This window comes from Gilliamella sp. A7, assembly GCF_002142015.1.
Taxonomy (GTDB): Bacteria; Pseudomonadota; Gammaproteobacteria; order Enterobacterales; family Orbaceae; genus Gilliamella; species Gilliamella apis_A.
This window is the reverse complement of sequence record NZ_NASN01000030.1, coordinates 1-21,727: the sequence shown is the minus strand read 5'-3', so window position 1 is coordinate 21,727 and position 21,727 is coordinate 1. Positions and strand designations below refer to the sequence as shown.

The following is a 21,727-nucleotide window of genomic DNA, read 5'->3' as shown; positions in this document are numbered from 1 at the left end:
CTATTGATATAACACTTGCAAAGTTGGTATGGTATAAGCTTTGATAATTTAGATACTTTATCGAGCATTTTATCTTTTATTATAAAAAAATTTTGAGGAAAGGGCTTTTTTAAGCCTCACAAATAGTGCTAATTTGATATTACTCGCTATAATTTTAATTTCAACCATTAAATGGATGTCAGTATGTTAAAAAAAGTGATATTTATTTTGTCATTAGCTTTATCAATAACCGCGTTTGCAGCACAAAAAGAGTGCTCTGTAAAACCTAGTTACGATATTGTAATAAATAAGGACGAAATCCATATATTTAATAAATCAAATGATTTATCTATTATGAATGAAGGTCAGGTGATATTGAATAAAAAAATAATATTACCAAATCCATCATTACGCGAAAAACTAAATCAGTTTCAAAAAGGTTTACGTTCACAATTACCCCAACTAGAGCAGCAGTCGTTAAGCTTGTTGTCTGAAGTGAAAGTTGCTTTTGATCAGGCAATAACCAGAAAGTTGAGTGATGATCGTGAACTGCATAGCGAGTTAAATAAATTATATAAAAGATTAGTAAAACTATTACATGGTTCCCTTATTAGCGAGAATGGCAGCACAAAATTTTATTATCAAAATTTTAATAAATTGAAAAAAGATGGGCGCGATATTGGTGAACGTATTTTTTATAATGTTATTGGTGGCAGTATTTTAGAGTTTAATTTTTTTAAAAACATTGCTGCTATTAAAGATATTTCGAAAAATGAATGGAAGGCTCAAAAACCAAAACTCAAAGCCTTTGATGCTCATATTTGCTCTGTTATTACAAATGTGGATCTACAATATCAACAGATTTTAACAGAACTTAGTCAATCGACCGACAAGTGAATAGACAATAATTAAAACTTTTGCGAGAATATCTTATCTACAATCATCAGGTAAAAGAAGTAATCGGCTTATGACTGCGAATATAATTGATGGCAAAGCATTAGCATTGCAAATACGCAATGAAATTGCTCAAAAAGTAAAAAAACGTATTGAACAAGGTTTATCAGTTCCCGGCTTGGCTGTTATACAAGTTGGTTCGGATCCGGCCTCGAAAATTTATGTGAAAAATAAACAAAAAGCTTGTGATGATGTTGGTTTTGCTTCTTTTGCTTATGATCTTCCATCATCGACCACTGATGAATTATTAACATTAATTGATGAATTGAATCAACGATCTGATGTTCACGGTATCTTAGTTCAATTGCCTTTACCGGATAATATTGATAAAACTAAAGTTCTAGAGCGTATCGATCCTCGAAAGGATGTTGATGGTTTTCATCCTTATAATATTGGTCATTTATTACAACGTGATCCAATATTACGTCCATGTACGCCATATGGTGTTGTTAAGATGTTAGAATCAACCGGTATTAATTTATCGGGTTTAAATGCAACAGTTGTTGGTGCGTCGAGTATTGTTGGTCGTCCTATGGCTTTAGAACTATTACTTCTAGGATGCACAACCACAATCACTCATAGCCGAACAGTGGATGTAGCAAAGCATGTCAGTGATGCAGATATTGTTGTGGCTGGTGTCGGTATACCCAATTATGTCAAAGGCGAATGGATAAAACCGGGTGCTATTGTGATTGATGTTGGTATTAATCGTTTACCAGATGGAAAATTAGTTGGTGATGTGGAATTTGATATTGCTAGCCAACGTGCTGGCTGGATCACGCCAGTGCCTGGTGGTGTTGGACCGATGACGGTAGCAATGTTAATGAGTAATACATTAGAAGCATGTGAAAGATTTAGTGAGTAAGCATATTAAAAGATATAGCTCACCTTTTAACAATTTTTACGTAATAAAATGAAATTAAGGAACATTTTATGATTATATTTCATACTTCATTAGGTGATATTAAAATTAATACTTTTGAAGACAAAGCTCCAGAAACGGTTAAAAATTTTGTTGAATATTGCCAAGAAGGTTTTTATAACAATACCATTTTCCATCGTGTTATTAATAATTTTATGATTCAAGGTGGTGGTTTTGAACCTGGTATGAAACAGAAAAAAACTAAAGCGCCGGTTAAGAATGAAGCTGATAATGGTTTAAAAAATAATCGAGGTACATTAGCCATGGCGCGTACAAGTGATCCTCATTCTGCGACAGCGCAATTTTTTATCAATGTCGTTGATAATGATTATTTAAATTATCGCTCATCAGATATCAATGGCTATGGTTATTGTGTTTTTGCTGAAGTTGTCGATGGTATGGATGTGGTTGATAAGATTAAAGCGGTTAAAACTGGTCGTAGTGGCATGCATTCTGATGTTCCTGTAGAAGATGTCATAATTAAGAGTGTAACGGTTGAATAATCCGGTTCGTTTTTTTATTGCAGATATTCATCTTGCAGACAATCAGCCTGCTGTAGATCATTTTGATATAACAGCAGGTTTTTTGTCTTTTCTTAAGCAATTACCTAATCAATGTGAGCTTTATATACTTGGTGATTTATTCGATTATTGGGTAGGTGATGATGTACAGTCAATATTACATAATCAAATTGCTGATGCTTTAAAAGAACTCACCTTACGCCATATTAAAAAATTCTTTGTACATGGGAACCGTGATTTTTTGATTGGTAAGCATTACGCTAAACGCTGTGATATGAATTTATTAAGCGATATTAATTGTTTAGTTAATCAGAATAAAAATATTGTATTTCTGCATGGTGATTTGCTTTGCATTGATGATCCTCAATATCAAAAATTCCGCAAAATCATGCATAAAAAATGGCTACAAAAATTATTTCTATTACTGCCATTAAAAATACGTTTAAAAATTGCCACTAAATTACGCAAAGAGAGCAGCCAGCATAATCAAATCAAATCTGAAACTATTATGGATGTAAATCCAAAAGCTGTCATTGATATGATGATTGCCAATAACGCTAGTATTATGGTTCATGGACATACACATAAACCTGCTACACATCATCTTTATATTAATGACGAGCCAGCAACTAGAATTGTGTTAGGAGCTTGGCATGATGGCATTTCGTATATAAAACAAGAAAAAAATAGCGCTACTTTAGAACTTTATAACCACTCTTTCAAATAATCACTTTGTAGAATTTGTTCAGTATCACCATAGGTTTGTAATTTCCCTTGCTCTAAAACCGCTACGTGTTGTGCAATGCGTTTAACTTCATTGATATTGTGCGTTACATAAACAATAGGGATATTTAGATCATTTACTAGTTTATCAATATAACTTAATAGCTCTTTTTTACGAGGCATATCTAAAGCTGAGAGTGGTTCATCCATTAGTAATAATTTTGGTTCAGCTAATAGCGCTCGACCAATGGCAACACGTTGTTTCTCACCACCCGATAACATTGCTGGATAACGATTAAGAAGTGAACCAATGTTGAGTACCGAAACTATTTCGTCAAATCTTTCTGTATTCAATGATTTTGCACCATAAGTTAAGTTTTTTAAAACTTTATAATGGGGAAAAAGCAATGCATCTTGAAAGACAGTACCAATTTGTCTTTTTTCTGGGGTTGTAAAAATTCCTTTTTCAGTATCAACCAAAGTAGTTTGATTTAGTTTAATATAACCGATATCTGGTTTAATCAAACCATTAATAAGGTTAATCAGTGTTGATTTCCCTGAACCGGAGACACCTAAAATTGCCGTCACGCCATGACAGTGAATTTCATGTTTAAACTGGAAAGCATACGAGGCGAGTTTTTTGCTCACATTTATATTTAACATGACGAACTATCCTGTTAACTTCTTTTTATGCCAACGATTAAGCATTTCTGATAAAAATAAGGCAATTAATGATAATACTATCGAAACAATGCAAAGCCGTAATGCACCGGACTCGCCATCAGGGATCTGTAATAAGGTATACATAGCCAAAGGAATTGTACGAGTTTCACCTTGAATATTTGAAACGAAAGTAATTGTTGCGCCAAATTCACCTAGACAACGCGCGAAACCAAGTACGGTTCCCATTAAAATGCCCGGAAATGCTAATGGTAAAGTAATGGTCATAAAAACACGAAATGGTTTAGCGCCAAGGGTTCTTGCGACTTTTTCTAATCTTGAATCAATTGATTCAATCGCTAATCGAATCGATCTGACCATAAGAGGGAATGCCACCACAGCAGAGGCTAAGGCAGCACCTTGCCAATTAAAACTGAAACTGAGATGGAAATAGTTATTTAGCCATTCACCAATAATACCATGACGTCCCATCGTCAAAAGTAGTAGATAGCCTAAAACAACAGGCGGTAAAACTAATGGAAGATGAACAATACTATCAAACAATGATTTACCTATGAATTGACATCTTGCTAAAATCCAAGCAGTTAAGATCCCTAATGGTAGGCTAAAGATTATTGCTGCTCCAGCTATTTTTAAGCTTAGCAGCAATGTTTGCCATTCAAATTCAGTTAATATCATCTTTTCAAAATACTATTTAGTTAAAAAACCATATTTTTGGAAAATATTTTGTGCTGTTTGTGAATTTAAATATTGATAAAACTCTTTTGCTTCAGGTTTCAATAATGTTATTGGATATTCAATAGCTTTAAATGTATCGGCAGGAAAATTACCAACGATCTTCACTTTATCACTTACTTTTGCATCAGTGCTATACACAATCCCTAATGTAGCTTCATTGCGTTCAACTAACATTAACGCATCACGAACATTACTTGCTGGAGCCATTTGTGGTAACAATTTATCAAATACGCCTAAATTAGTTAAAGACTCTTTAGCATAAAGTCCCGCAGGGACATGGTCAGGATCACCGACAGCTAATCTTTCTCCTTTGGGTAAAATTGTTTGCCAGTTAGTCTCTGCATTGATATCTACTTTGTCTAATTTAGATTGTTTTGGCGCTATTAAAACTAAGCCGTTTTTTAACAAGTTTTGTTTTTCTGTTGTAATTTTATGTTCAATAAGATAATTCATCCATTTTTGATCTGCTGACATAAAAATATCTGCAGGAGCACCTTGTTCAATTTGTTTAGCTAATACGGAAGAAGAAGCAAATGAAAATACGATTTCGGTATCTTTATGCTCTTTTTTATAACTAGTTGCGATATCTTGCATTGCATTCGTCAATGAGGCTGCAGCAAATACTGTAATTTTTTGACTGGCTGTTGCTGATAAGCTGACAAGTAAAGTTGTTAATGATAGTAGTAATCTAATGATTTCTTTCATGTTATTCTTCATATTCGTCATATAATATAATATATAACGATGCTATCAAACTTTACTTATAATGTACAATTAATCTTTAATCGTTAGCGAAATTTTATTGATCATAAAACGATATGAGGACAATTTTTGGTGAAAAATAAAAAAACGTCTACAATAGAACAACATTATCATGAATAATGGTTCATTTAATCTAATAAGGCACGAAGTAATGTTGTCAGCAGAAATTTTATTAACTTTAAATTTAAATCAGCAACTATTTACTGACCCACGGCGAATAGCCTTACTAAAAGCGATAGAGCAAACTGGCTCATTAAGTCAAGCAGCCAAACAAATCGGTATAAGTTATAAAACAGCATGGGATGCGGTTAATGAAATCAATAGTTTGGCACCAATCCCCTTTTTGATTACTGCCACAGGAGGAAAAAATGGTGGAGGAACCAAGCTTAGTGCTTACGCAGTTAGATTTATACAACTTTATGATCTATTAACTCAGCTACAATATAATGCATTTAATATTTTAAATGATGACAATATTCCGTTGGATGATATTTTAAAAATTACTGCTAAATTATCATTGCAAACCAGTGCTCGTAATCAAATTTATGGCAGTGTTGTAAGTATTGAAACCAATAATATTGCTGGATTTGTAAAGGTTAAATTAAATGATAATCAAACAGAACTAAAAGCTTATATTACTCAGCAAAGTGTTGAACGCCTAAAAATAAATATTAATAAAACTGTGCTATTACTTATCAAAGCACCTTTGATTGAATTGAATGATTTAAATGAAAATCAATTAACAGTTCAAGTAGAAAAAATAGTCACTGATGGTCACTTTTCTGAAATTTCATTTTCGTTACCATCAGGAATGATACTTTACGCAAGCAAATTAACCAGCGAGGTTAATCGTGTAAAGTTAATTGAAGGTCAGCAAACAACCATATCTATCGATCCTCAGCATATTATCATTGCCACATTAGTTTAGTCATTTGAGGTATTTATGTTACAAATTGAAAATACAATATATAAAATTAGTGATTTCCGCGTTTTTACTATCGAATCTTTGATGATTAATGCTGGCGATATTGTTGCTTTTGTCGGCCGAAATGGATCGGGTAAATCAATATTAGCCAAAGCGTTAGCTGGTGATCAAACAATATTATCTGGGAAAGTAATTAATCGTTTTAAATCAATTGCCCACATCTCCTTTGAGTACTTACAAAAAATAATCGATGATGAATGGAAACGAAATAATACTGACATGCTAAGTGATAAAGAAGATGATACTGGATTAACTACGTCTGAGATTATTCAAGAATATAATCAAGATCAAACGCTTTGTGAAAATTTAGCATTACAATTTGGTATAGCACATCTTTTAAATCGTCGTTTTAAATATCTTTCCACTGGAGAAACACGTAAAACCTTAATTTGTCGCACATTAATGAGTAAACCTGAACTATTAATTTTAGATGAGCCATTTGATGGTTTAGATGTTGCTTCTCGAGCTAATTTAGCTGAAATAATTAGCCAACTATCAAAACAAAATATTACTATTGTAATGGTATTAAATCGTTTTAATGAAATTCCGCTATTTGTTAAATATATTGGATTACTGGCTAATTGTCAGCTATTGAAATATGGCACAAAAGACACCATATTAGATGACGTAGCCGTCAAACAACTTGCTAATTTAGAACATTTATCTAATTTTACTTTACCAGATCCAGATGAAATTTCTGTGCCATTACCTAACGATTTAGATCGGATTATTTTAAATAATGGTTTTGTTCAATATGATGGTAAAGCAATTATTAATGGATTAAGTTGGCAAGTTAGAGCTAATGAAAATTGGCAAATTATTGGCCCAAATGGAGCAGGTAAATCCACATTACTCAGTTTAATAACTGGCGATCATCCACAGGGCTATAGTAATGATTTAACACTATTTGGACGTAGGCGAGGCTCAGGTGAAACTATATGGGATATCAAGCGTCATATTGGCTATGTAAGTAGTAGTTTTCATCTTGATTACCGAATTAGTTTAAGTGTAGAAAATGTATTGGCATCGGGTTATTTTGATTCAATTGGCTTATATCAAGCCCCCAGTGATAAACAATTAAAATTAGTTAAACAGTGGTTGCAATTATTGGATTTAACGGAGTTAGCAGAGAAACCATTTCAATCACTTTCATGGGGTTTGCAACGTTTAGTCCTAATTGCTAGGGCTTTAGTTAAACACCCAACGCTACTTATTTTAGATGAACCATTACAGGGACTTGATTATTTGAATCGTGAACTGGTCAAAAGTTGGATTGATAATTTAATTGATAGAGGTAATACACAATTATTGTTTGTTTCCCATCATACAGAAGATGCGCCAAAATGCATCACTCATCGATTAACTTTTGTGCCTAATGAGCCTGTTGGCTATCAATATAAAATAGAAAGTATGAAATAATTTCTTAGGCAAAAACTATTAAACTAAGTTTTAAAAATAGAAACAACCAATAAAAAAAATTTTTAAAACTGTGCGAAATTTAGTCAAAATCCGGAAAAAAGTTTATATTGACTATACTTAGCAAGTTATCCCCTATGCTTGTGGATAAGTCTGTGAGTAGTTTATTGAAAAGTGTGTTAACCTCAATGTTCATCAGGTTTTTATTTGATTTGATTACAACTTAAGCATGATTTTAAATATTTATATATATCAATTGGTTATAATAAATCAAGGGTTGTTTGTTAAGACGTCTTTACATTCTTTTAGCTTAACTGAGCAAAAAATATAACATTTCTAAAGGTCAAGTGTTTTTGGGGATAATTTTTATTAATAGGTAAAATTTTAGGTTGCGAGTAATGAGAAAATTTAAATTATGTTCTGATTTTAAACCTGCTGGTGATCAGCCTGCGGCAATTGATCGGATAAATCAAAATCTTGATGATGGGATTGCACATCAAACATTATTAGGAGTTACAGGCTCAGGTAAAACATTTACTATGGCCAATGTCATTGCCAAGCATAATCGCCCAACTATTATTTTAGCACCTAATAAAACTTTGGCGGCGCAGTTATATGGTGAAATGAAAGCATTCTTTCCAGATAATGCAGTGGAATATTTTGTGTCTTACTATGATTATTATCAACCAGAATCATATGTGCCTTCTACAGACACATTTATTGAGAAAGATGCCTCAATTAACGAGCATATTGAGCAAATGCGTTTATCGGCTACTAAATCGTTATTAGAACGCCGTGATGTAGTGATTGTGGCTTCAGTGTCTGCTATATATGGATTAGGTGCGCCTGAAACTTATATGTCCATGATTTTACATTTGGCAAGAGGTACCATCACTGATCAGCGTTCAATCTTAACGCGTTTAGCGGAATTACAATATACCCGTAATGAAATTGGTTTTAGTCGTGGTACGTTTCGGGTACGAGGTGATGTTATTGATATATTTCCTGCTGATTCTGATGAACTAGCTGTACGTGTTGAGCTTTTTGATGATGAAGTTGAACGGATAGTTATGTTTGATCCATTAACTGGTAATGCGATTAATGAGGTACCTCGTATTACAATTTATCCCAAAACGCACTATGTCACCCCAAGAAATATTATGGACAATGCGATTGCTGAAATTAAGCAAGAGCTTCAAGAACGCCAAAAAGTTTTGTTGGATAATAATCGACTTTTAGAAGAACAACGATTAACTCAGCGGACTCTATTTGATATAGAGATGATGACTGAACTTGGTTACTGTTCAGGAATCGAAAATTATTCCCGATATTTAGCTCAACGTAAAGCAGGAGATCCGCCAGCAACATTATTTGATTATTTGCCGGCTGACGGATTATTATTTATTGATGAATCTCATGTGGCAATTCCGCAATTAGGGGCGATGTATAATGGTGATAGATCACGGAAACTTAATTTAGTTGAATACGGTTTTCGTTTACCATCAGCATTAGATAATCGACCACTAAAATTTTCAGAATTTGAAAACATAATGCCACAAACAATTTATGTTTCAGCAACACCAGCTAAATATGAAATTGAAAAATCGGGTGGTGAAATTATCGAGCAGGTTGTTAGACCTACAGGCTTATTAGATCCAATTATTGAGGTTAGGCCGGTAGCTACTCAAGTTGATGATCTATTATCTGAAATTAAAGTGAGAATAAATCAAGATGAACGAGTATTAGTCACTACTTTGACTAAACGTATGGCTGAAAACTTAACTGATTATTTATCTGAACATAATGTTAATGTTAAATATTTGCATTCGGATATTAATACCGTTGAACGAATGGAAATTATACGCGATCTTCGTCTTGGTAAGGTTGATGTGTTAGTAGGTATCAACTTATTACGTGAAGGATTGGATATTCCCGAAGTATCATTAATTGCAATTTTAGATGCTGACCGAGAAGGCTTTTTGCGTTCAGAAAGTTCATTAATCCAAACGGTTGGTCGTGCAGCTCGAAATGTGAATGGTAAAGCGATTTTATACGCCGATAAAATTACTCCGGCTATGCAGAAAACGATCGACGAAACAGCGCGCCGTCGTAAAAAACAAGAAGATTTTAATGAAGCTCATGGTATTACACCAAAATCAGTACGTAAAGAAATTAAAGATGTTTTAGATGCTGGTTTGAGCACGAAAAAAGCTACGGCTAAAGTACAAGCTTTTGAACCAGGTGGACAGTATAATTATGTTTCGGTCAAAGAAGTTCAAGCAAGAGTTAAAGAGCTTGAAGCTATGATGTATGAAGCCGCCCAAAATCTAGAATTTGAAAAAGCAGGTGTTTTACGTGATGAGATCAAAAAATTACGAGCTGATTTCATCAAAGTATCTTAATAAAAAGTTTTTAAGGAAAATATAATGACAATTACTCGTATAGTTCCCGAAGATAGATGGTCGGAAGCGGTGATCCATAATAATGTGATCTATTATACAAGCGTACCAACAGATTTGCGTGATGATGCTTATACGCAAACCCAAAGTGCTTTAGCTGAAATAGATAAAATTTTAGCAAGAGCGAATAGTGATAAAAGTCGCATTTTAGATGCAACCCTTTTTTTGGTAAATAAAAGTGATTTTCCAGCCATGAACAAAGCTTGGGATGAATGGGTAGTGAAAGGGAAAGCTCCAGTTCGTTGTACTGTTCAGGCAGGATTAATGAAAAAAGAGTATTTGATTGAAATTAAAATCGTTGCTGCCGTTAATCCATAAATTTATATGATTATCCGCCATATATTGGCGGATTTAATAACCTTGTATTATGAGATTAACTTTTTTATTTATGCATTAGCTTAAATTGTTCGAATATTGAGTTTTACTTATTGATAAGAAGTCATACTTCTTGCTATCCCATTTATCGAATTTTAGTGTATACTTTCGACACTTAATATTTACATCTCCTTATAATCATCTATGCATACTCAACCAAAAATTGCCATTGTAATGGGGTCGAAAAGTGATTGGGCTACTATGCAGCATGCTGCAGATATTTTAGATACTTTAGCCATTACTTATCATGTTGAAATTGTTTCTGCTCACCGTACTCCAGATAAATTATTCGAATTTGCTGAAAAAGCTAAAACAAAAGGTTTTGATGTTATTATCGCTGGTGCAGGTGGCGCAGCTCATCTACCGGGCATGTTAGCGGCAAAAACCTTAGTTCCTGTTTTAGGCGTGCCGGTTCAAAGTGCATCATTAAGTGGTGTGGATAGTCTTTATTCAATCGTGCAAATGCCAAAAGGCATTCCTGTTGGAACTTTAGCTATTGGTAAAGCTGGAGCCGCAAATGCAGCCTTATTAGCAGCACAAATTCTGGCATTACATAACCAAAAAATTTATCAACGTTTATCTAATTGGCGATTAAGTCAAACTGATGAAGTTTTAAATAATCCTGATCCGAGAGTAGCGATATAATATGACAATTCGATCAGTTTGTGTATTAGGAAATGGCCAATTAGGGCGTATGCTTCGACAGGCAGGTGAACCATTAGGTATTCATGTTTATCCGGTAGGACTAGATGTTGAACCGGCATCGATTCCTTATCAAAATTCTGTTATTACTGCTGAAATTGAACGTTGGCCAGAAACGAAATTTACGCAAATTTTAGCTAGTCATCCTCAGTTTGTTAATCGAGATGTATTTCCTATTATTGCGGACCGTTTAACTCAAAAACAGTTACTTGATGAACTGAAATTACCAACAGCTAAATGGTTTGCTGTTAAAAATCAGTATGATTGGCCGAGTTTTTTTGAAAAATTAGGTGATTTACTAATTGTTAAGCGTCGAACCGGTGGTTATGATGGTCGTGGGCAATGGCGACTTTCTAAAGATGATGACATCACGGTGCCAAATGACGTTTATGAAAATGCTATTGTTGAACAAGCCATTCCTTTTGAAAAAGAGGTGTCGTTGGTTGGGGCTCGAAATGCCAAAGGGGAAACAGTTTTTTATCCTTTGACTAATAATTTGCATCAAGATGGCATATTAAAAATGAGTGTTGCTATCCCATATGAAAATGAGACATTACAGGCAAGCGCTGAGCAGATGCTAGCAAAGATTATGCATAAACTTAATTATGTTGGTGTTATGGCAATGGAATGTTTTGTCATTGGTGATAGATTATTAATTAACGAATTGGCCCCAAGGGTACATAATAGTGGCCATTGGACGCAAAATGGAGCGTCTATTAGCCAATTTGAATTACATTTAAGGGCTATTTTAGATTTACCGTTACCTAAGCCGGATGTTTTTTGTTCATCAGTGATGGTGAATTTAATTGGTACCGAATTCAACATTAATTGGTTAGCGGTAGATTTAGTTCATTTGCATTGGTATGAAAAAGAAGTAAGAGTAGGGCGTAAAGTTGGTCATATCAATTTAAGCCATCAACATCGCCAAAAATTGATTGACGCCTTAAATCAACTTGCTTCTATGTTACCAGCAGAATATGGTTCACCAATCGAGTGGGCAAAACATAAATTATAGCTGATTGAACCTCAGGTTGCGATATGATCGATTTTAATAAAAAAGTTAATTATCAACGCTATGCAAGTAAACAACGTCAAGCATCGGATGAATATTCTGTCTTGCGTTTTTTTGAAAGTGATCGAGGTCGCATTCTTAATTCAGCAGCTATACGGCGTTTACAGCAGAAAACACAAGTATTTCCTTTAGAGCGTAATTCTGTTGTGCGAACTCGGCTTACTCATTCTATGGAAGTACAACAAGTTGGTCGTTATATTGTCAAGGAGATTATCAATCGTCTTAGTCTCTCTGGAAAATTAAAGACGTTTGGCCTAGATAAATCTGTCATGTCTATAGAAAGCTTAGTTGAAATGGCTTGTTTAATGCATGATATTGGTAATCCACCATTTGGCCATTTTGGTGAAGCTGCGATCAATCAGTGGTTTAATGCGCGTTTGGGAATTGATAAAGATTCAAGCTACCCAATACTTAATATTAATGAGACCGATGCACCATCACTCAAATCATTAAAATTAAAAATTCGCCAAGATCTTGCAAATTTTGAAGGTAATGCCCAAGCGATCCGATTAGTTCATACTATTCTACGACTTAACTTAACCTATTCACAAATCGCTTCAATTCTAAAATATTCTAAACCAGCTTATTGGTCTGATGATATTCCAGATGAATTCAGTTATTTAATGAAAAAACCTGGATACTATCTATCTGAAGAATCTTTTGTCAATGAATTATCACAGCAACTTGATATCCAACCATTTCACCGCTATCCACTTACTTATATTATGGAAGCAGCGGATGATATTTCCTACTGTATTGCCGATCTGGAAGATGCTGTAGAAAAGAAAATTTTGACTGTGCAACAGCTTTACCACTATTTAAAAGAAGCATGGGGCCCAGTTAAAAAAGGTGATTTATTTGATGAAGTTGTTAATAAACCTTATGACAACTTGAAAAAAAATGAATTTGAAGCGATAGGTATTGACCAATTCTTTATGTATTTACGGGTAAATACTATTGCTAAATTGGTACCTCATGCGGCAGAACGATTCATTGAAAACATTGAAACAATCTATCATGGTTCATTTAATCATGCTTTACTTGAAGATCTTGAAGCTGAGTATAAATTACTGAATATATTTAAAACAGTTGGATTTGAACATATTTTTAATCATGAGATGGTTGAAAATATTGAATTGCAAGGTTATAGAATAATCACTGGTTTATTAGATATTTATAGTCCACTGCTAAATATGTCAACAGAAGATTTTATTAACTTAGCCAAAACAAGTAATCATAAAAACTATCCTATCGAAACAAGGTTATATCATAAATTATCGGCAAAACATTGTGTTGCTTATCAACAAGCTATTGCATTATTGGACAAAGAGCATTGTAGCTTTAAATGTTGGGAATTTTATTATCGTTGCCGGTTAATTCAAGACTATATTAGTGGTATGACTGATCATTTTGCTTATGACGAATATCGCAAACTAATGGTTACATTCTGATTATTAATATCTATCGGCACCAAAAATAGGCATAAGCACCAATTTGGTGCGATAGAAAGCCTATTTTTGTCTTTAAAAACCCCTTTCCTCAAAATTTTTTACTTAATAATAATTACCAACCAATTTTAAAAATAGCAAATATTTCAATGGGTAATACTTCTCTGCTAATTTTGGCATGTTCTTTGCATTAACTTAAATAACACTAATAGTAATAAGGAGTAATGGATGAAATTTGTCACTGTAGTTATAAAACCTTTCAAATTAGAAGAGGTCAGAGAATCACTTTCCAATATTGGAATTACTGGTTTAACTGTAACTGAAGTTAAGGGATTTGGGCGACAAAAAGGTCATGCCGAACTATACCGTGGGGCAGAATATAATGTCAACTTTCTACCTAAAGTAAAAATTGAGCTAGCAATTAGTGATGAATTGCTCGATGAGGTAATTAGTACCATTACTAAAGCTGCTTATACAGGAAAAATAGGGGATGGGAAAATTTTTGTTACTCCGCTAGAACATGTTGTTCGTATTCGTACCGGTGAAACTGATGAATCAGCACTGTAATTATCAATAAGGATATCATTATGTTGAAAAAATTTATTCTCTGTTGCGGATTTGCTTTAGCAAGTCCAGTGTTTGCCGATGAAGTCGCAATTGCAGATAAGGCTGACAATGGTTTTATGATGATATGTACTGCATTAGTTTTATTTATGTCAGTACCTGGTATTGCACTTTTTTACGGTGGCTTATTAAGATCTAAAAACGTTTTATCCATGCTGTCACAAGTATTAGTAACATTTTCGTTGATTGCGGTGTTATGGATAGTTTATGGCTACTCTTTAGCCTTTGGTGAAGGTAACTGGTTTTTTGGTAACTTTGACCATTTTTTATTGGTTAATGTTGGTATTACTGATATTTCTGGTTCGATCTATGAAATGATCTGGATTGCATTTCAAGGTTCTTTTGCTTGCATCACTTGCTGTTTAATCTTGGGTGCCTTTGCAGAAAGAATTCGTTTTTCGGCAGTTCTTATCTTTATGGTGTTATGGTTCACTTTCTCATATATTCCGATGGCTCATATGGTCTGGGGTGGTGGAATTCTTGGTGATGAAGGGGCATTGGATTTTGCTGGTGGTACTGTGGTACATATCAATGCCGCTGTTGCTGGTTTACTCGGTGCTTATCTGCTTAAAAATCGTATTGGTTACAATCGAGAACCACTAAAACCGTTTAACTTACCTTATGTTTATTTAGGTGCAGCCATATTATATATCGGTTGGTTTGGTTTCAATGCTGGGTCGTCCACTCATGCGGATGAAATTGCTGGCTTAGCTTTTATTAATACCGTTGCCGCAACTGCTGCTGCTGTTTTGGCGTGGTCTTTTGCAGAATGGATATTACGTGGTAAACCATCATGTTTGGGAGCAGCATCTGGTGTGATTGCTGGATTAGTTGGTATCACTCCAGCAGCAGGTTTTGTTGGTGTCGGTGGGGCAATGTTAATTGGTCTTATTTGTGGTGTTGCCGGTGTTTGGGGTGTTTCATCTTTAAAAAGGATTTTAAAAGTTGATGATACCTGTGATGTATTTGGTGTACATGGTGTATGTGGCATTGTAGGTTGTCTATTAACTGGAGTTTTTGCTTCTGAGTCATTAGGCGGAACAGGTTATGCCGATGGCATCACTATAACAAGTCAAGTAGGTATACAATTAATGAGTGTCATCACTTGTGTAATTTGGACGGCAATCATTGCTTATATTGCGTATAAAATTGCTGATCTTAGTGTTGGTTTGCGAGTTTCTGAAGAGCATGAACGTGAAGGACTTGATATAAATAGTCATGGTGAAAGTGCATTCAATAGCTAAGATTATTTAAAAGGTTAAAATAAAAAATCTACAGTATTTTAATACTGTAGATTTTGCCTTATTAATTATTGTTAAGTTTTCTTAGTCATCCCAAAGCATAATGGTATTATCTTCAGTTAAGACTAAGGGTGGAGCAAAAAGGTAATCTTTAAATCTGGTTGGCAGCGACTGAACATTGTTTAAGTTAAATTGGATTTCAGGGTAAAACTTTGCAAATTCCTTTAAACGATCATTCAGTAATTTCTTTACTCTATTTGATTCTTTGGCAATTAATATTTCATCTTTTAACATGCTAATTTGCTTTTTATGATGTTCTGATTCAAATATTTCTTGAAAAATAAAAGAAAAATCTGACTTATTAATTTGTTTATCATCATGATGTTCCCTATATTCAGAATGGTGAAGTTTCAATTCCTTGATACGTAAACCAATAACTTCATCAATATGATCTGTATAATCATTTAATGTTGGGTCAAGATACGCTAAGGTTTTATGCTCAGGTATAGCATCATTGCTATGCACTAAGGTAAATAATGGCTTTTTATATGTCTTCATTCTGTAACTTCCTTTTAATTCAGGGTAAAAATAGAACAATAAATTTGACAACAAAACAGCGTTAATACTCATCATTGTCAAGGCATATCTGTTTAACTTTATGCTTACACATATAAAACAACTAAGACTTTTACTATACTGCTATTTACAACTGATTATTAAAACCAATGATTTAATAAAATCATCTTGTTACGATATAAATAAGACTAACATGCTATTTAATAGCTTGTCTTAAAACTACTATTTTGTGGTGCCTCCTATTATCTAATTATTAATAAATACATAGTGTTGGTTAACACCTGCTATAACTAAAAGAGATATAGTAATAACTATGTAGCTTTACTTGATTGGTTTAAGACAAATTAGATAAATTTTAATATGTCTATTCATCTCGTTATTTATTTTAATAAAATGTTTGTCTTAGGATCTTGATTTAGAATGAGATATATTGATACCTCGAATTCCGATCAGTAGTTGATATAAGTCCATTTTAGAAGTATCAAATCTTCTGGAAAATGTTCGCTAAAAAGGATAAACGTTTAATTGATTTATCATATATCGGACTTAAGTTTTATGTTATTACGCTACTAAATATTTTGAAAACAACTTATTCTTATTAAAACAACACTATTTGTTCTTAATTGAGAAGGCTAATAATAATATTGAGACGATCAATAAACTTTTCAATACCAACAGATAACATTGCTTCATTTATGTCATTTTACTAAATGTACTGAATAACAAAATATATCAACTACGGTAAAGACTTTATTTTATAGATACTAAAAAAATATAAATTATTTTGTGCTATTTTTGTTGAATAATAATACACTATTTTTATATTAATAAATACTAGTATTTTTTATGTTTTTTGTCTAGTATTTGACAAATGATCTATTATTAACTTTGCATGAGCTGAATTGTTGCAACATCAAATTTACATAAAACCGATAAAAAACATTAGCTTTCTGAGTGGTAATAGATTAGATTAGTCAAAAAATTTGGTATGGTGCTCTTTGGGATCACTGCAAATGAATAGTGAAGATAAAGTATCAAATAGTAGTCGTTTTATTAATCGTTATCAGTTATCAAAGTTACATACGTTTGAGTCTGCTGCTCGCCATTTGTCTTTTGCCTCCGCTGCTGAAGAGCTCTGTATTAGCCCAAGTGCTGTAAGTCATCAAATCAACAGACTTGAAGAAGAGCTCAATTTTAAATTATTTAATCGGTTTCACCGACGGATAACTTTAACTAATGATGGTAAAAATTTATTTACGGTAGTTAAAAAATCATTAAGTATTTTAAATCAAGAAATTGTTGATATTAAAAATAAAGGTGTTACCGGTGCCATTACTGTTTATTCATGCCCCTCTTTTATTCAAGAATGTTTGATTCCTAAATTATCTCAATTTACTGAATCTTACCCCCATATCATTTTGAATATGATATCAGGAAATATACCTATTAATTTCAACCAATATCCAGTTGATATAGCAATCTATTATGATTCTTTGCATTATGATGAATTAGATTGTGAACATTTAATTAGTGAAACACTTATTCCGGTATGTACTCCTGATTACGCTAAGCAATTTAATCTATATAACAATATCGACAATTTAAAAAAATGTATTTTATTACATTATAATTCAGGTGATATGTTAGATTTTAGTTTTGATGAATGGCAAACATGGGCAAATTATTTTTCATTATCTTTTGATTTTATTAAGATGCAAAATTTGTTATTCAATCGTTCAGACCATGTCGTTGCTGCTGCTATTAATAATGCTGGAATTGCTATAGGTCGAAAGCAGACTATTAAAAAATATCTAGAATCGGGGCAACTGATTGCCCCTTTTTTAGATATGGAAGCACCAAGTACTAAGCGTTATTATATTTGCCGATCACATGAAAGATATAATCCTAAAAAGGATGTTTTTGTGCAATGGCTTAAAAGCATGTACAAAAATAATTGTGATACAAACAATTAAGTGCAGTAATTTTATGACTACACTTAATACATTGCAGGATTATTATTTTTTTAAGTGTTTTAAATTAGGTAAGGCAATAGCTAATAAAATAATGATTACTCCAATCCATTGGTTTAAATATACTGACTCTTTTAAATAGAAATAAGAGCATGTTACTGCAACGGGAAGTTCTGCCGCTGATAAAATAGCACTTAATGAGATACCAATTTTGGGAATACCTACCGAGAATAAAAAAGGCGGTAAAACAGTACCTAATAATGCTAGTAAAAAACCTAATTGATAAATTTTATCATCAATATTTAATTCAAAGAAAAATAGTGGTGGAAAAATAATAAAGGTGACAATACAAGCTCCAGTTATCATGAGTGCACTTTTTTCTAATTTTGGTAATTGGTTACCAATATTGCTGCTAGTGGTAATAAAAAGCGAATACATTAAAGCTGCTAAAAAGCCGAATAAACAACCCGTTAAATTCAACTTAATGGTTTGATTGAAAATACCTGCTGCTAAACAACTTCCAATGATAATTGTAATGATAGTCACTAACTGAATAGGCGTTGGTTTATTTTTAAAAATAACAAAATCAATAATCACACTTATCCATAAATATTGCATAAGCAAAATAATTGCAATAGATGCTGGAACCAATTGTACGCATTGATAATAACAAATCCCAACTAAACCGGGAAATATACCAACAGCACACACTTGCCATTTTTTAGTTATGTTTTGTTTCTGTCTATTATTTACTTTACTTTTATTTGTGGTTTTTACTATAAAATGGATACCCCATAATATCAACATACCTAAGAAACATTGAATTCCAGTCACTTGGCCAAGTGTATAACCTGATTTATAAGCGGTCTTGACAATAGAAGACAGAACGCCGAAGCTACATGCACCTAAAAAAACTAATAAACCACCTAAAAATTTTTCTTTCATAGCTCAATCTCATTACTTTTAAAACTATATGTGTCATCAATTATTGGCACATAAAAATTATAACCAACAAGAAATATCCTGTGGTTTTATGTCACTATTTTTACGGTATGGGAATACTCAAAAAAACAGAGGATAAATAAGGGATGAGTTATCCCTTATTTATATAGATAAGTTATTACTTCGCAGATTCGGTTTTATGTTGGTCATAGTTAAAGGTAAAATAAAACACTATACCTAAAACTAATGCGTAAGCTGCAAAACTTAACCATATTGAGTGCCAATCTTTTAATCCATCATGTGTATTGATATCAACGACAATACCACTAATAAATGAACCTATAATTGCACCGATACCATTAACCATGGTCATAAATAACCCTTGGGCACTAGCACGTATATTAGCATTAACTTCTTTTTCAATAAAGATGGAGCCTGAGATATTGAAGAAGTCAAATGCACAACCATATACAATCATTGATAGCATCAATAATACAAAACCAAATGGTGTTGGATCACCATAGGCAAAGAAGCCAAATCTAAGTGTCCAGGCAATTAAGCTGATCATTATGACTTTCTTTATGCCAAATTTATTAAGAAAATATGGGATAGTCAAAATAAAAGCAACTTCAGCCATTTGCGAAACAGATAACAATATTGCTGGATGTTGAACAATTATGCTGTCTTGAAATTCGGCAATTTTGCCAAAATCTTTTAAAAACGCACCACCAAAGGTATTAGTGATTTGTAATATAGCACCTAACAACATCGAAAAAAGAAAAAATATCAACATTACTGGTTTTTTAAATAACACAAATGCATCTAAACCTAAACGTGAAATCCATGATTGTTGTTGATTTTTGGTGATTTCAATATTAGGTAATGTTGCACTATAGATCACCAGAATAACGGAGGCCGCACAAGCAATATAGAGCTGAGCATTGCTTATATCGAATTTTAGTAAACTAATAGTCCACATTGCAATAATAAAACCTACCGTTCCAAAAACGCGGATTTTTGGAAAAACCGTAACAGTGTCTAAATTACTTTTATCTAAACAGTGATAACTTAATGAATTAGATAATGCTATAGTTGGCATAAAAGCCATTGCATTAACCAGCATCACCCAATACAGTTGATTTGGTGTTGTTACTGAGGCTGCATAAAATAACGCAATAGCACAAATAGTATGACAAAGCATAAATAAGTATTTAGGTGGAATAAATTTATCGGCAATAATACCAATAATAAACGGCATAATTAATGCAGCAAAGCCTTTAGTACTGTAAACCAAACCAACGTCATAACCAGAAAAATGCAACGTATTGATCAAATAAATACCAAAAGTCGTTAACCAGCTTCCCCAAATAAAATATTGGAAAAACATCATGACTTGTAATCTATGTTTTATGTTCATTATTTATATCCAAAATAAAGTGAACTGCTAATATAAAATTATAAAAAATTACTTTTTAGAATTACTTATTAAAAACTAAAAACGAGCAATTGTTTTAGTAATCAATTGTAAGAAAGTTGATTTAACTCGTTCAGCGGTTTCAATAACTTCTTCATGACCTAAAGGTTGATCTAAAATGCCACAAGCCATATTGGTTAAACATGAGATTCCGATGGTTTTAATACCTGAATGATGAGCAATAATTGCTTCTGGTACGGTTGACATACCAACAGCATCAGCACCTAATACTCTGATCATTCTAATTTCTGCTGGCGTTTCATAAGTCGGGCCAGTCCACCATGCATAAACACCTTGTTGTAACGTGATATTAAGTTCTTTAGCAACTTCGCTAACTGTTGCGCGTAATTGTTTATTATATACTTCGCTTACATCAAGAAAACGTACACCTAATTCAGGATTATTCGGCCCCATTAATGGGTTATTAGCGGTTAAGTTAATGTGATCTGTAATTATCATTAAATCACCAGGTTTAAAGCTGGTATTAACCGCTCCACAGGCATTGGTAATGATAAGTTTTTCTACGCCAAGCATTTTCATTACCCGAACAGGGAAGGTAACTTGATCCAATGAAAAACCTTCGTAATAATGAAAACGCCCTTTCATGGCAACAATGGTTTTATCGCCACAGTTACCAATAACTAATTCATTAGCATGACCGACAGCAGCAGATTTGGCAAAATGAGGGATATTGTCATAAGGAATATGTACTGCATCTTCAAGAGTATCGGCAAAAGGGCCTAAACCAGAACCAAGTATAATTCCAATTGTAGGTTTTTTATCTGTTTGTTGTTGAATATAGTTTACTGCTTGTTGTATATCTGCTGTTTGATGCATGACTCTATCCTTTCAAATTTAAGTATACGCTTAATTGATAACACGATTAAAAATCATTATTTAAGAAACTTTTTTACTAATGCTTTAATTTTAAATTCAAGAAAATCATTATGATTATTAATCAGTTATGTAAAATTATTTATAATATCAATAACTGACAATTGATTAAAATTAGAACAATCATTTAAAAAAGAATATATAATAAAAACAAAGTTGTTCTTATTTTCGGCGTATATTATGATGATCTTCGATAAATAAAGAAAGATGTGAAATAATATATATTGAATTAAATTTATTTTTATATTAAAAATCAATAAGTTGAATAG

21 protein-coding genes are annotated in these 21,727 nt (G+C 32.9%); 14 read left to right on the top strand and 7 right to left on the bottom strand.

Annotated features, from left to right (window positions below; translation table 11 throughout):
- Positions 1-183 precede the first annotated feature (183 nt).
- The 4 genes from B6D18_RS08310 to B6D18_RS08295 all read left to right on the top strand — a co-directional run bounded on the left by B6D18_RS08310 (position 184) and on the right by B6D18_RS08295 (position 3,103).
- Positions 184-876: a DUF2884 family protein gene (locus B6D18_RS08310; RefSeq protein WP_158092548.1), complete on the top strand. Its 693-nt coding sequence runs from the start codon at positions 184-186 to the stop codon at positions 874-876.
- Between the two features lie 70 nt (positions 877-946).
- The gene (folD, locus tag B6D18_RS08305) at positions 947-1,798 is read left to right on the top strand and encodes a bifunctional methylenetetrahydrofolate dehydrogenase/methenyltetrahydrofolate cyclohydrolase FolD (RefSeq protein ID WP_086364032.1); all 852 of its coding nucleotides are present in this window, start codon (positions 947-949) and stop codon (positions 1,796-1,798) included.
- A gap of 68 nt (positions 1,799-1,866) precedes the next feature.
- Positions 1,867-2,358, top strand: a complete 492-nt coding sequence (gene ppiB, locus B6D18_RS08300) for a peptidylprolyl isomerase B (RefSeq protein WP_086364031.1) — start codon at positions 1,867-1,869, stop codon at positions 2,356-2,358.
- Positions 2,351-3,103, top strand: coding sequence for a UDP-2,3-diacylglucosamine diphosphatase (locus B6D18_RS08295; protein WP_086364030.1), 753 nt, complete (start codon positions 2,351-2,353; stop codon positions 3,101-3,103). Before ppiB ends, B6D18_RS08295 begins: the two co-directional genes overlap by 8 nt.
- Here B6D18_RS08295 and modC read toward each other — a convergent pair.
- From modC to modA, 3 genes are read right to left on the bottom strand one after another with little or no spacing between them, the layout of a single operon-like run.
- Positions 3,082-3,762, bottom strand: a complete 681-nt coding sequence (gene modC / locus B6D18_RS08290; protein ID WP_086364029.1) for a molybdenum ABC transporter ATP-binding protein — start codon at positions 3,760-3,762, stop codon at positions 3,082-3,084. The genes B6D18_RS08295 and modC overlap by 22 nt on opposite strands.
- Before the next feature lie 6 nt (positions 3,763-3,768).
- Positions 3,769-4,458: a molybdate ABC transporter permease subunit gene (modB, locus tag B6D18_RS08285; RefSeq protein ID WP_065651810.1), complete on the bottom strand. Its 690-nt coding sequence runs from the start codon at positions 4,456-4,458 to the stop codon at positions 3,769-3,771.
- Between the two features lie 12 nt (positions 4,459-4,470).
- Positions 4,471-5,235: a molybdate ABC transporter substrate-binding protein gene (modA, locus tag B6D18_RS08280; protein WP_086364028.1), complete on the bottom strand. Its 765-nt coding sequence runs from the start codon at positions 5,233-5,235 to the stop codon at positions 4,471-4,473.
- 157 nt (positions 5,236-5,392) lie between these two features.
- On the opposite strand from modA, the gene B6D18_RS08275 reads away from it, so the two are divergent.
- The 9 genes from B6D18_RS08275 to amtB all read left to right on the top strand — a co-directional run bounded on the left by B6D18_RS08275 (position 5,393) and on the right by amtB (position 15,605).
- On the top strand, positions 5,393-6,208 hold the full coding sequence (locus B6D18_RS08275) for a TOBE domain-containing protein (protein WP_086364027.1): 816 nt from the start codon (positions 5,393-5,395) through the stop codon (positions 6,206-6,208).
- A 15-nt stretch (positions 6,209-6,223) separates the two neighbouring features.
- Positions 6,224-7,684, top strand: coding sequence for a molybdate ABC transporter ATP-binding protein ModF (gene modF, locus B6D18_RS08270; RefSeq protein ID WP_086364026.1), 1,461 nt, complete (start codon positions 6,224-6,226; stop codon positions 7,682-7,684).
- A gap of 395 nt (positions 7,685-8,079) precedes the next feature.
- Entirely contained in the window at positions 8,080-10,083 is a 2,004-nt protein-coding gene (gene uvrB, locus B6D18_RS08265; RefSeq protein WP_086364025.1) for an excinuclease ABC subunit UvrB, read from the top strand.
- Positions 10,084-10,107: 24 nt separating this feature from the next.
- Complete coding sequence (locus tag B6D18_RS08260) at positions 10,108-10,458, top strand: RidA family protein (RefSeq protein WP_086364024.1); 351 nt, start codon at positions 10,108-10,110, stop codon at positions 10,456-10,458.
- A gap of 201 nt (positions 10,459-10,659) precedes the next feature.
- Positions 10,660-11,160 carry a 5-(carboxyamino)imidazole ribonucleotide mutase gene (gene purE, locus B6D18_RS08255; RefSeq protein ID WP_086364023.1) on the top strand — a complete coding sequence of 167 codons (501 nt, stop codon included), beginning with the start codon at positions 10,660-10,662 and terminating at the stop codon, positions 11,158-11,160.
- A 7-nt stretch (positions 11,161-11,167) separates the two neighbouring features.
- Positions 11,168-12,232 carry a 5-(carboxyamino)imidazole ribonucleotide synthase gene (purK, locus tag B6D18_RS08250; protein ID WP_086364040.1) on the top strand — a complete coding sequence of 355 codons (1,065 nt, stop codon included), beginning with the start codon at positions 11,168-11,170 and terminating at the stop codon, positions 12,230-12,232.
- Between the two features lie 23 nt (positions 12,233-12,255).
- Complete coding sequence (gene dgt, locus B6D18_RS08245; RefSeq protein WP_086364022.1) at positions 12,256-13,740, top strand: dGTPase; 1,485 nt, start codon at positions 12,256-12,258, stop codon at positions 13,738-13,740.
- A 225-nt stretch (positions 13,741-13,965) separates the two neighbouring features.
- Positions 13,966-14,304 (top strand): P-II family nitrogen regulator, encoded by a 339-nt coding sequence (glnK, locus tag B6D18_RS08240; protein WP_086359933.1) that lies wholly within the window; start codon positions 13,966-13,968, stop codon positions 14,302-14,304.
- Positions 14,305-14,324: 20 nt separating this feature from the next.
- Entirely contained in the window at positions 14,325-15,605 is a 1,281-nt protein-coding gene (gene amtB, locus B6D18_RS08235; protein WP_086364021.1) for an ammonium transporter AmtB, read from the top strand.
- 81 nt (positions 15,606-15,686) lie between these two features.
- Here amtB and B6D18_RS08230 read toward each other — a convergent pair whose 3' ends face one another.
- Positions 15,687-16,160, bottom strand: a complete 474-nt coding sequence (locus tag B6D18_RS08230) for a hypothetical protein (RefSeq protein ID WP_086364020.1) — start codon at positions 16,158-16,160, stop codon at positions 15,687-15,689.
- Between the two features lie 1,031 nt (positions 16,161-17,191).
- Between B6D18_RS08230 and dsdC the strand changes: the two genes are divergently transcribed.
- Positions 17,192-18,151: a DNA-binding transcriptional regulator DsdC gene (dsdC, locus tag B6D18_RS08225; protein ID WP_086364019.1), complete on the top strand. Its 960-nt coding sequence runs from the start codon at positions 17,192-17,194 to the stop codon at positions 18,149-18,151.
- 42 nt (positions 18,152-18,193) lie between these two features.
- On the opposite strand, the gene B6D18_RS08220 is transcribed toward dsdC, so the two are convergent.
- The 3 genes from B6D18_RS08220 to B6D18_RS08210 form a co-directional block, all read right to left on the bottom strand.
- Complete coding sequence (locus B6D18_RS08220; RefSeq protein WP_086364018.1) at positions 18,194-19,093, bottom strand: DMT family transporter; 900 nt, start codon at positions 19,091-19,093, stop codon at positions 18,194-18,196.
- A gap of 175 nt (positions 19,094-19,268) precedes the next feature.
- The gene (locus tag B6D18_RS08215; RefSeq protein ID WP_086364017.1) at positions 19,269-20,507 is read right to left on the bottom strand and encodes a nucleoside permease; all 1,239 of its coding nucleotides are present in this window, start codon (positions 20,505-20,507) and stop codon (positions 19,269-19,271) included.
- A 75-nt stretch (positions 20,508-20,582) separates the two neighbouring features.
- Positions 20,583-21,401, bottom strand: coding sequence for a purine-nucleoside phosphorylase (locus tag B6D18_RS08210; RefSeq protein ID WP_065651819.1), 819 nt, complete (start codon positions 21,399-21,401; stop codon positions 20,583-20,585).
- Between the last annotated feature and the right edge of the window lie 326 nt (positions 21,402-21,727).

What these genes read in the sequence shown, in the direction of transcription:
- dgt (WP_086364022.1), top strand. Translation starts at nt 12,256, where the DNA reads ATGATCGATTTTAATAAAAAAGTTAATTATCAACGCTATGCAAGTAAA.
- glnK (WP_086359933.1), top strand. Translation starts at nt 13,966, where the DNA reads ATGAAATTTGTCACTGTAGTTATAAAACCTTTCAAATTAGAAGAGGTC.
- B6D18_RS08275 (WP_086364027.1), top strand. Translation starts at nt 5,393, where the DNA reads ATGAATAATGGTTCATTTAATCTAATAAGGCACGAAGTAATGTTGTCA.
- B6D18_RS08230 (WP_086364020.1), bottom strand. Translation starts at nt 16,160, where the DNA reads ATGAAGACATATAAAAAGCCATTATTTACCTTAGTGCATAGCAATGAT.
- B6D18_RS08260 (WP_086364024.1), top strand. Translation starts at nt 10,108, where the DNA reads ATGACAATTACTCGTATAGTTCCCGAAGATAGATGGTCGGAAGCGGTG.
- uvrB (WP_086364025.1), top strand. Translation starts at nt 8,080, where the DNA reads ATGAGAAAATTTAAATTATGTTCTGATTTTAAACCTGCTGGTGATCAG.
- ppiB (WP_086364031.1), top strand. Translation starts at nt 1,867, where the DNA reads ATGATTATATTTCATACTTCATTAGGTGATATTAAAATTAATACTTTT.
- purE (WP_086364023.1), top strand. Translation starts at nt 10,660, where the DNA reads ATGCATACTCAACCAAAAATTGCCATTGTAATGGGGTCGAAAAGTGAT.
- dsdC (WP_086364019.1), top strand. Translation starts at nt 17,192, where the DNA reads ATGAATAGTGAAGATAAAGTATCAAATAGTAGTCGTTTTATTAATCGT.
- B6D18_RS08220 (WP_086364018.1), bottom strand. Translation starts at nt 19,093, where the DNA reads ATGAAAGAAAAATTTTTAGGTGGTTTATTAGTTTTTTTAGGTGCATGT.
- B6D18_RS08215 (WP_086364017.1), bottom strand. Translation starts at nt 20,507, where the DNA reads ATGAACATAAAACATAGATTACAAGTCATGATGTTTTTCCAATATTTT.
- folD (WP_086364032.1), top strand. Translation starts at nt 947, where the DNA reads ATGACTGCGAATATAATTGATGGCAAAGCATTAGCATTGCAAATACGC.
- modF (WP_086364026.1), top strand. Translation starts at nt 6,224, where the DNA reads ATGTTACAAATTGAAAATACAATATATAAAATTAGTGATTTCCGCGTT.
- modB (WP_065651810.1), bottom strand. Translation starts at nt 4,458, where the DNA reads ATGATATTAACTGAATTTGAATGGCAAACATTGCTGCTAAGCTTAAAA.
- modA (WP_086364028.1), bottom strand. Translation starts at nt 5,235, where the DNA reads ATGAAGAATAACATGAAAGAAATCATTAGATTACTACTATCATTAACA.
- B6D18_RS08310 (WP_158092548.1), top strand. Translation starts at nt 184, where the DNA reads ATGTTAAAAAAAGTGATATTTATTTTGTCATTAGCTTTATCAATAACC.
- modC (WP_086364029.1), bottom strand. Translation starts at nt 3,762, where the DNA reads ATGTTAAATATAAATGTGAGCAAAAAACTCGCCTCGTATGCTTTCCAG.
- amtB (WP_086364021.1), top strand. Translation starts at nt 14,325, where the DNA reads ATGTTGAAAAAATTTATTCTCTGTTGCGGATTTGCTTTAGCAAGTCCA.
- B6D18_RS08210 (WP_065651819.1), bottom strand. Translation starts at nt 21,401, where the DNA reads ATGCATCAAACAGCAGATATACAACAAGCAGTAAACTATATTCAACAA.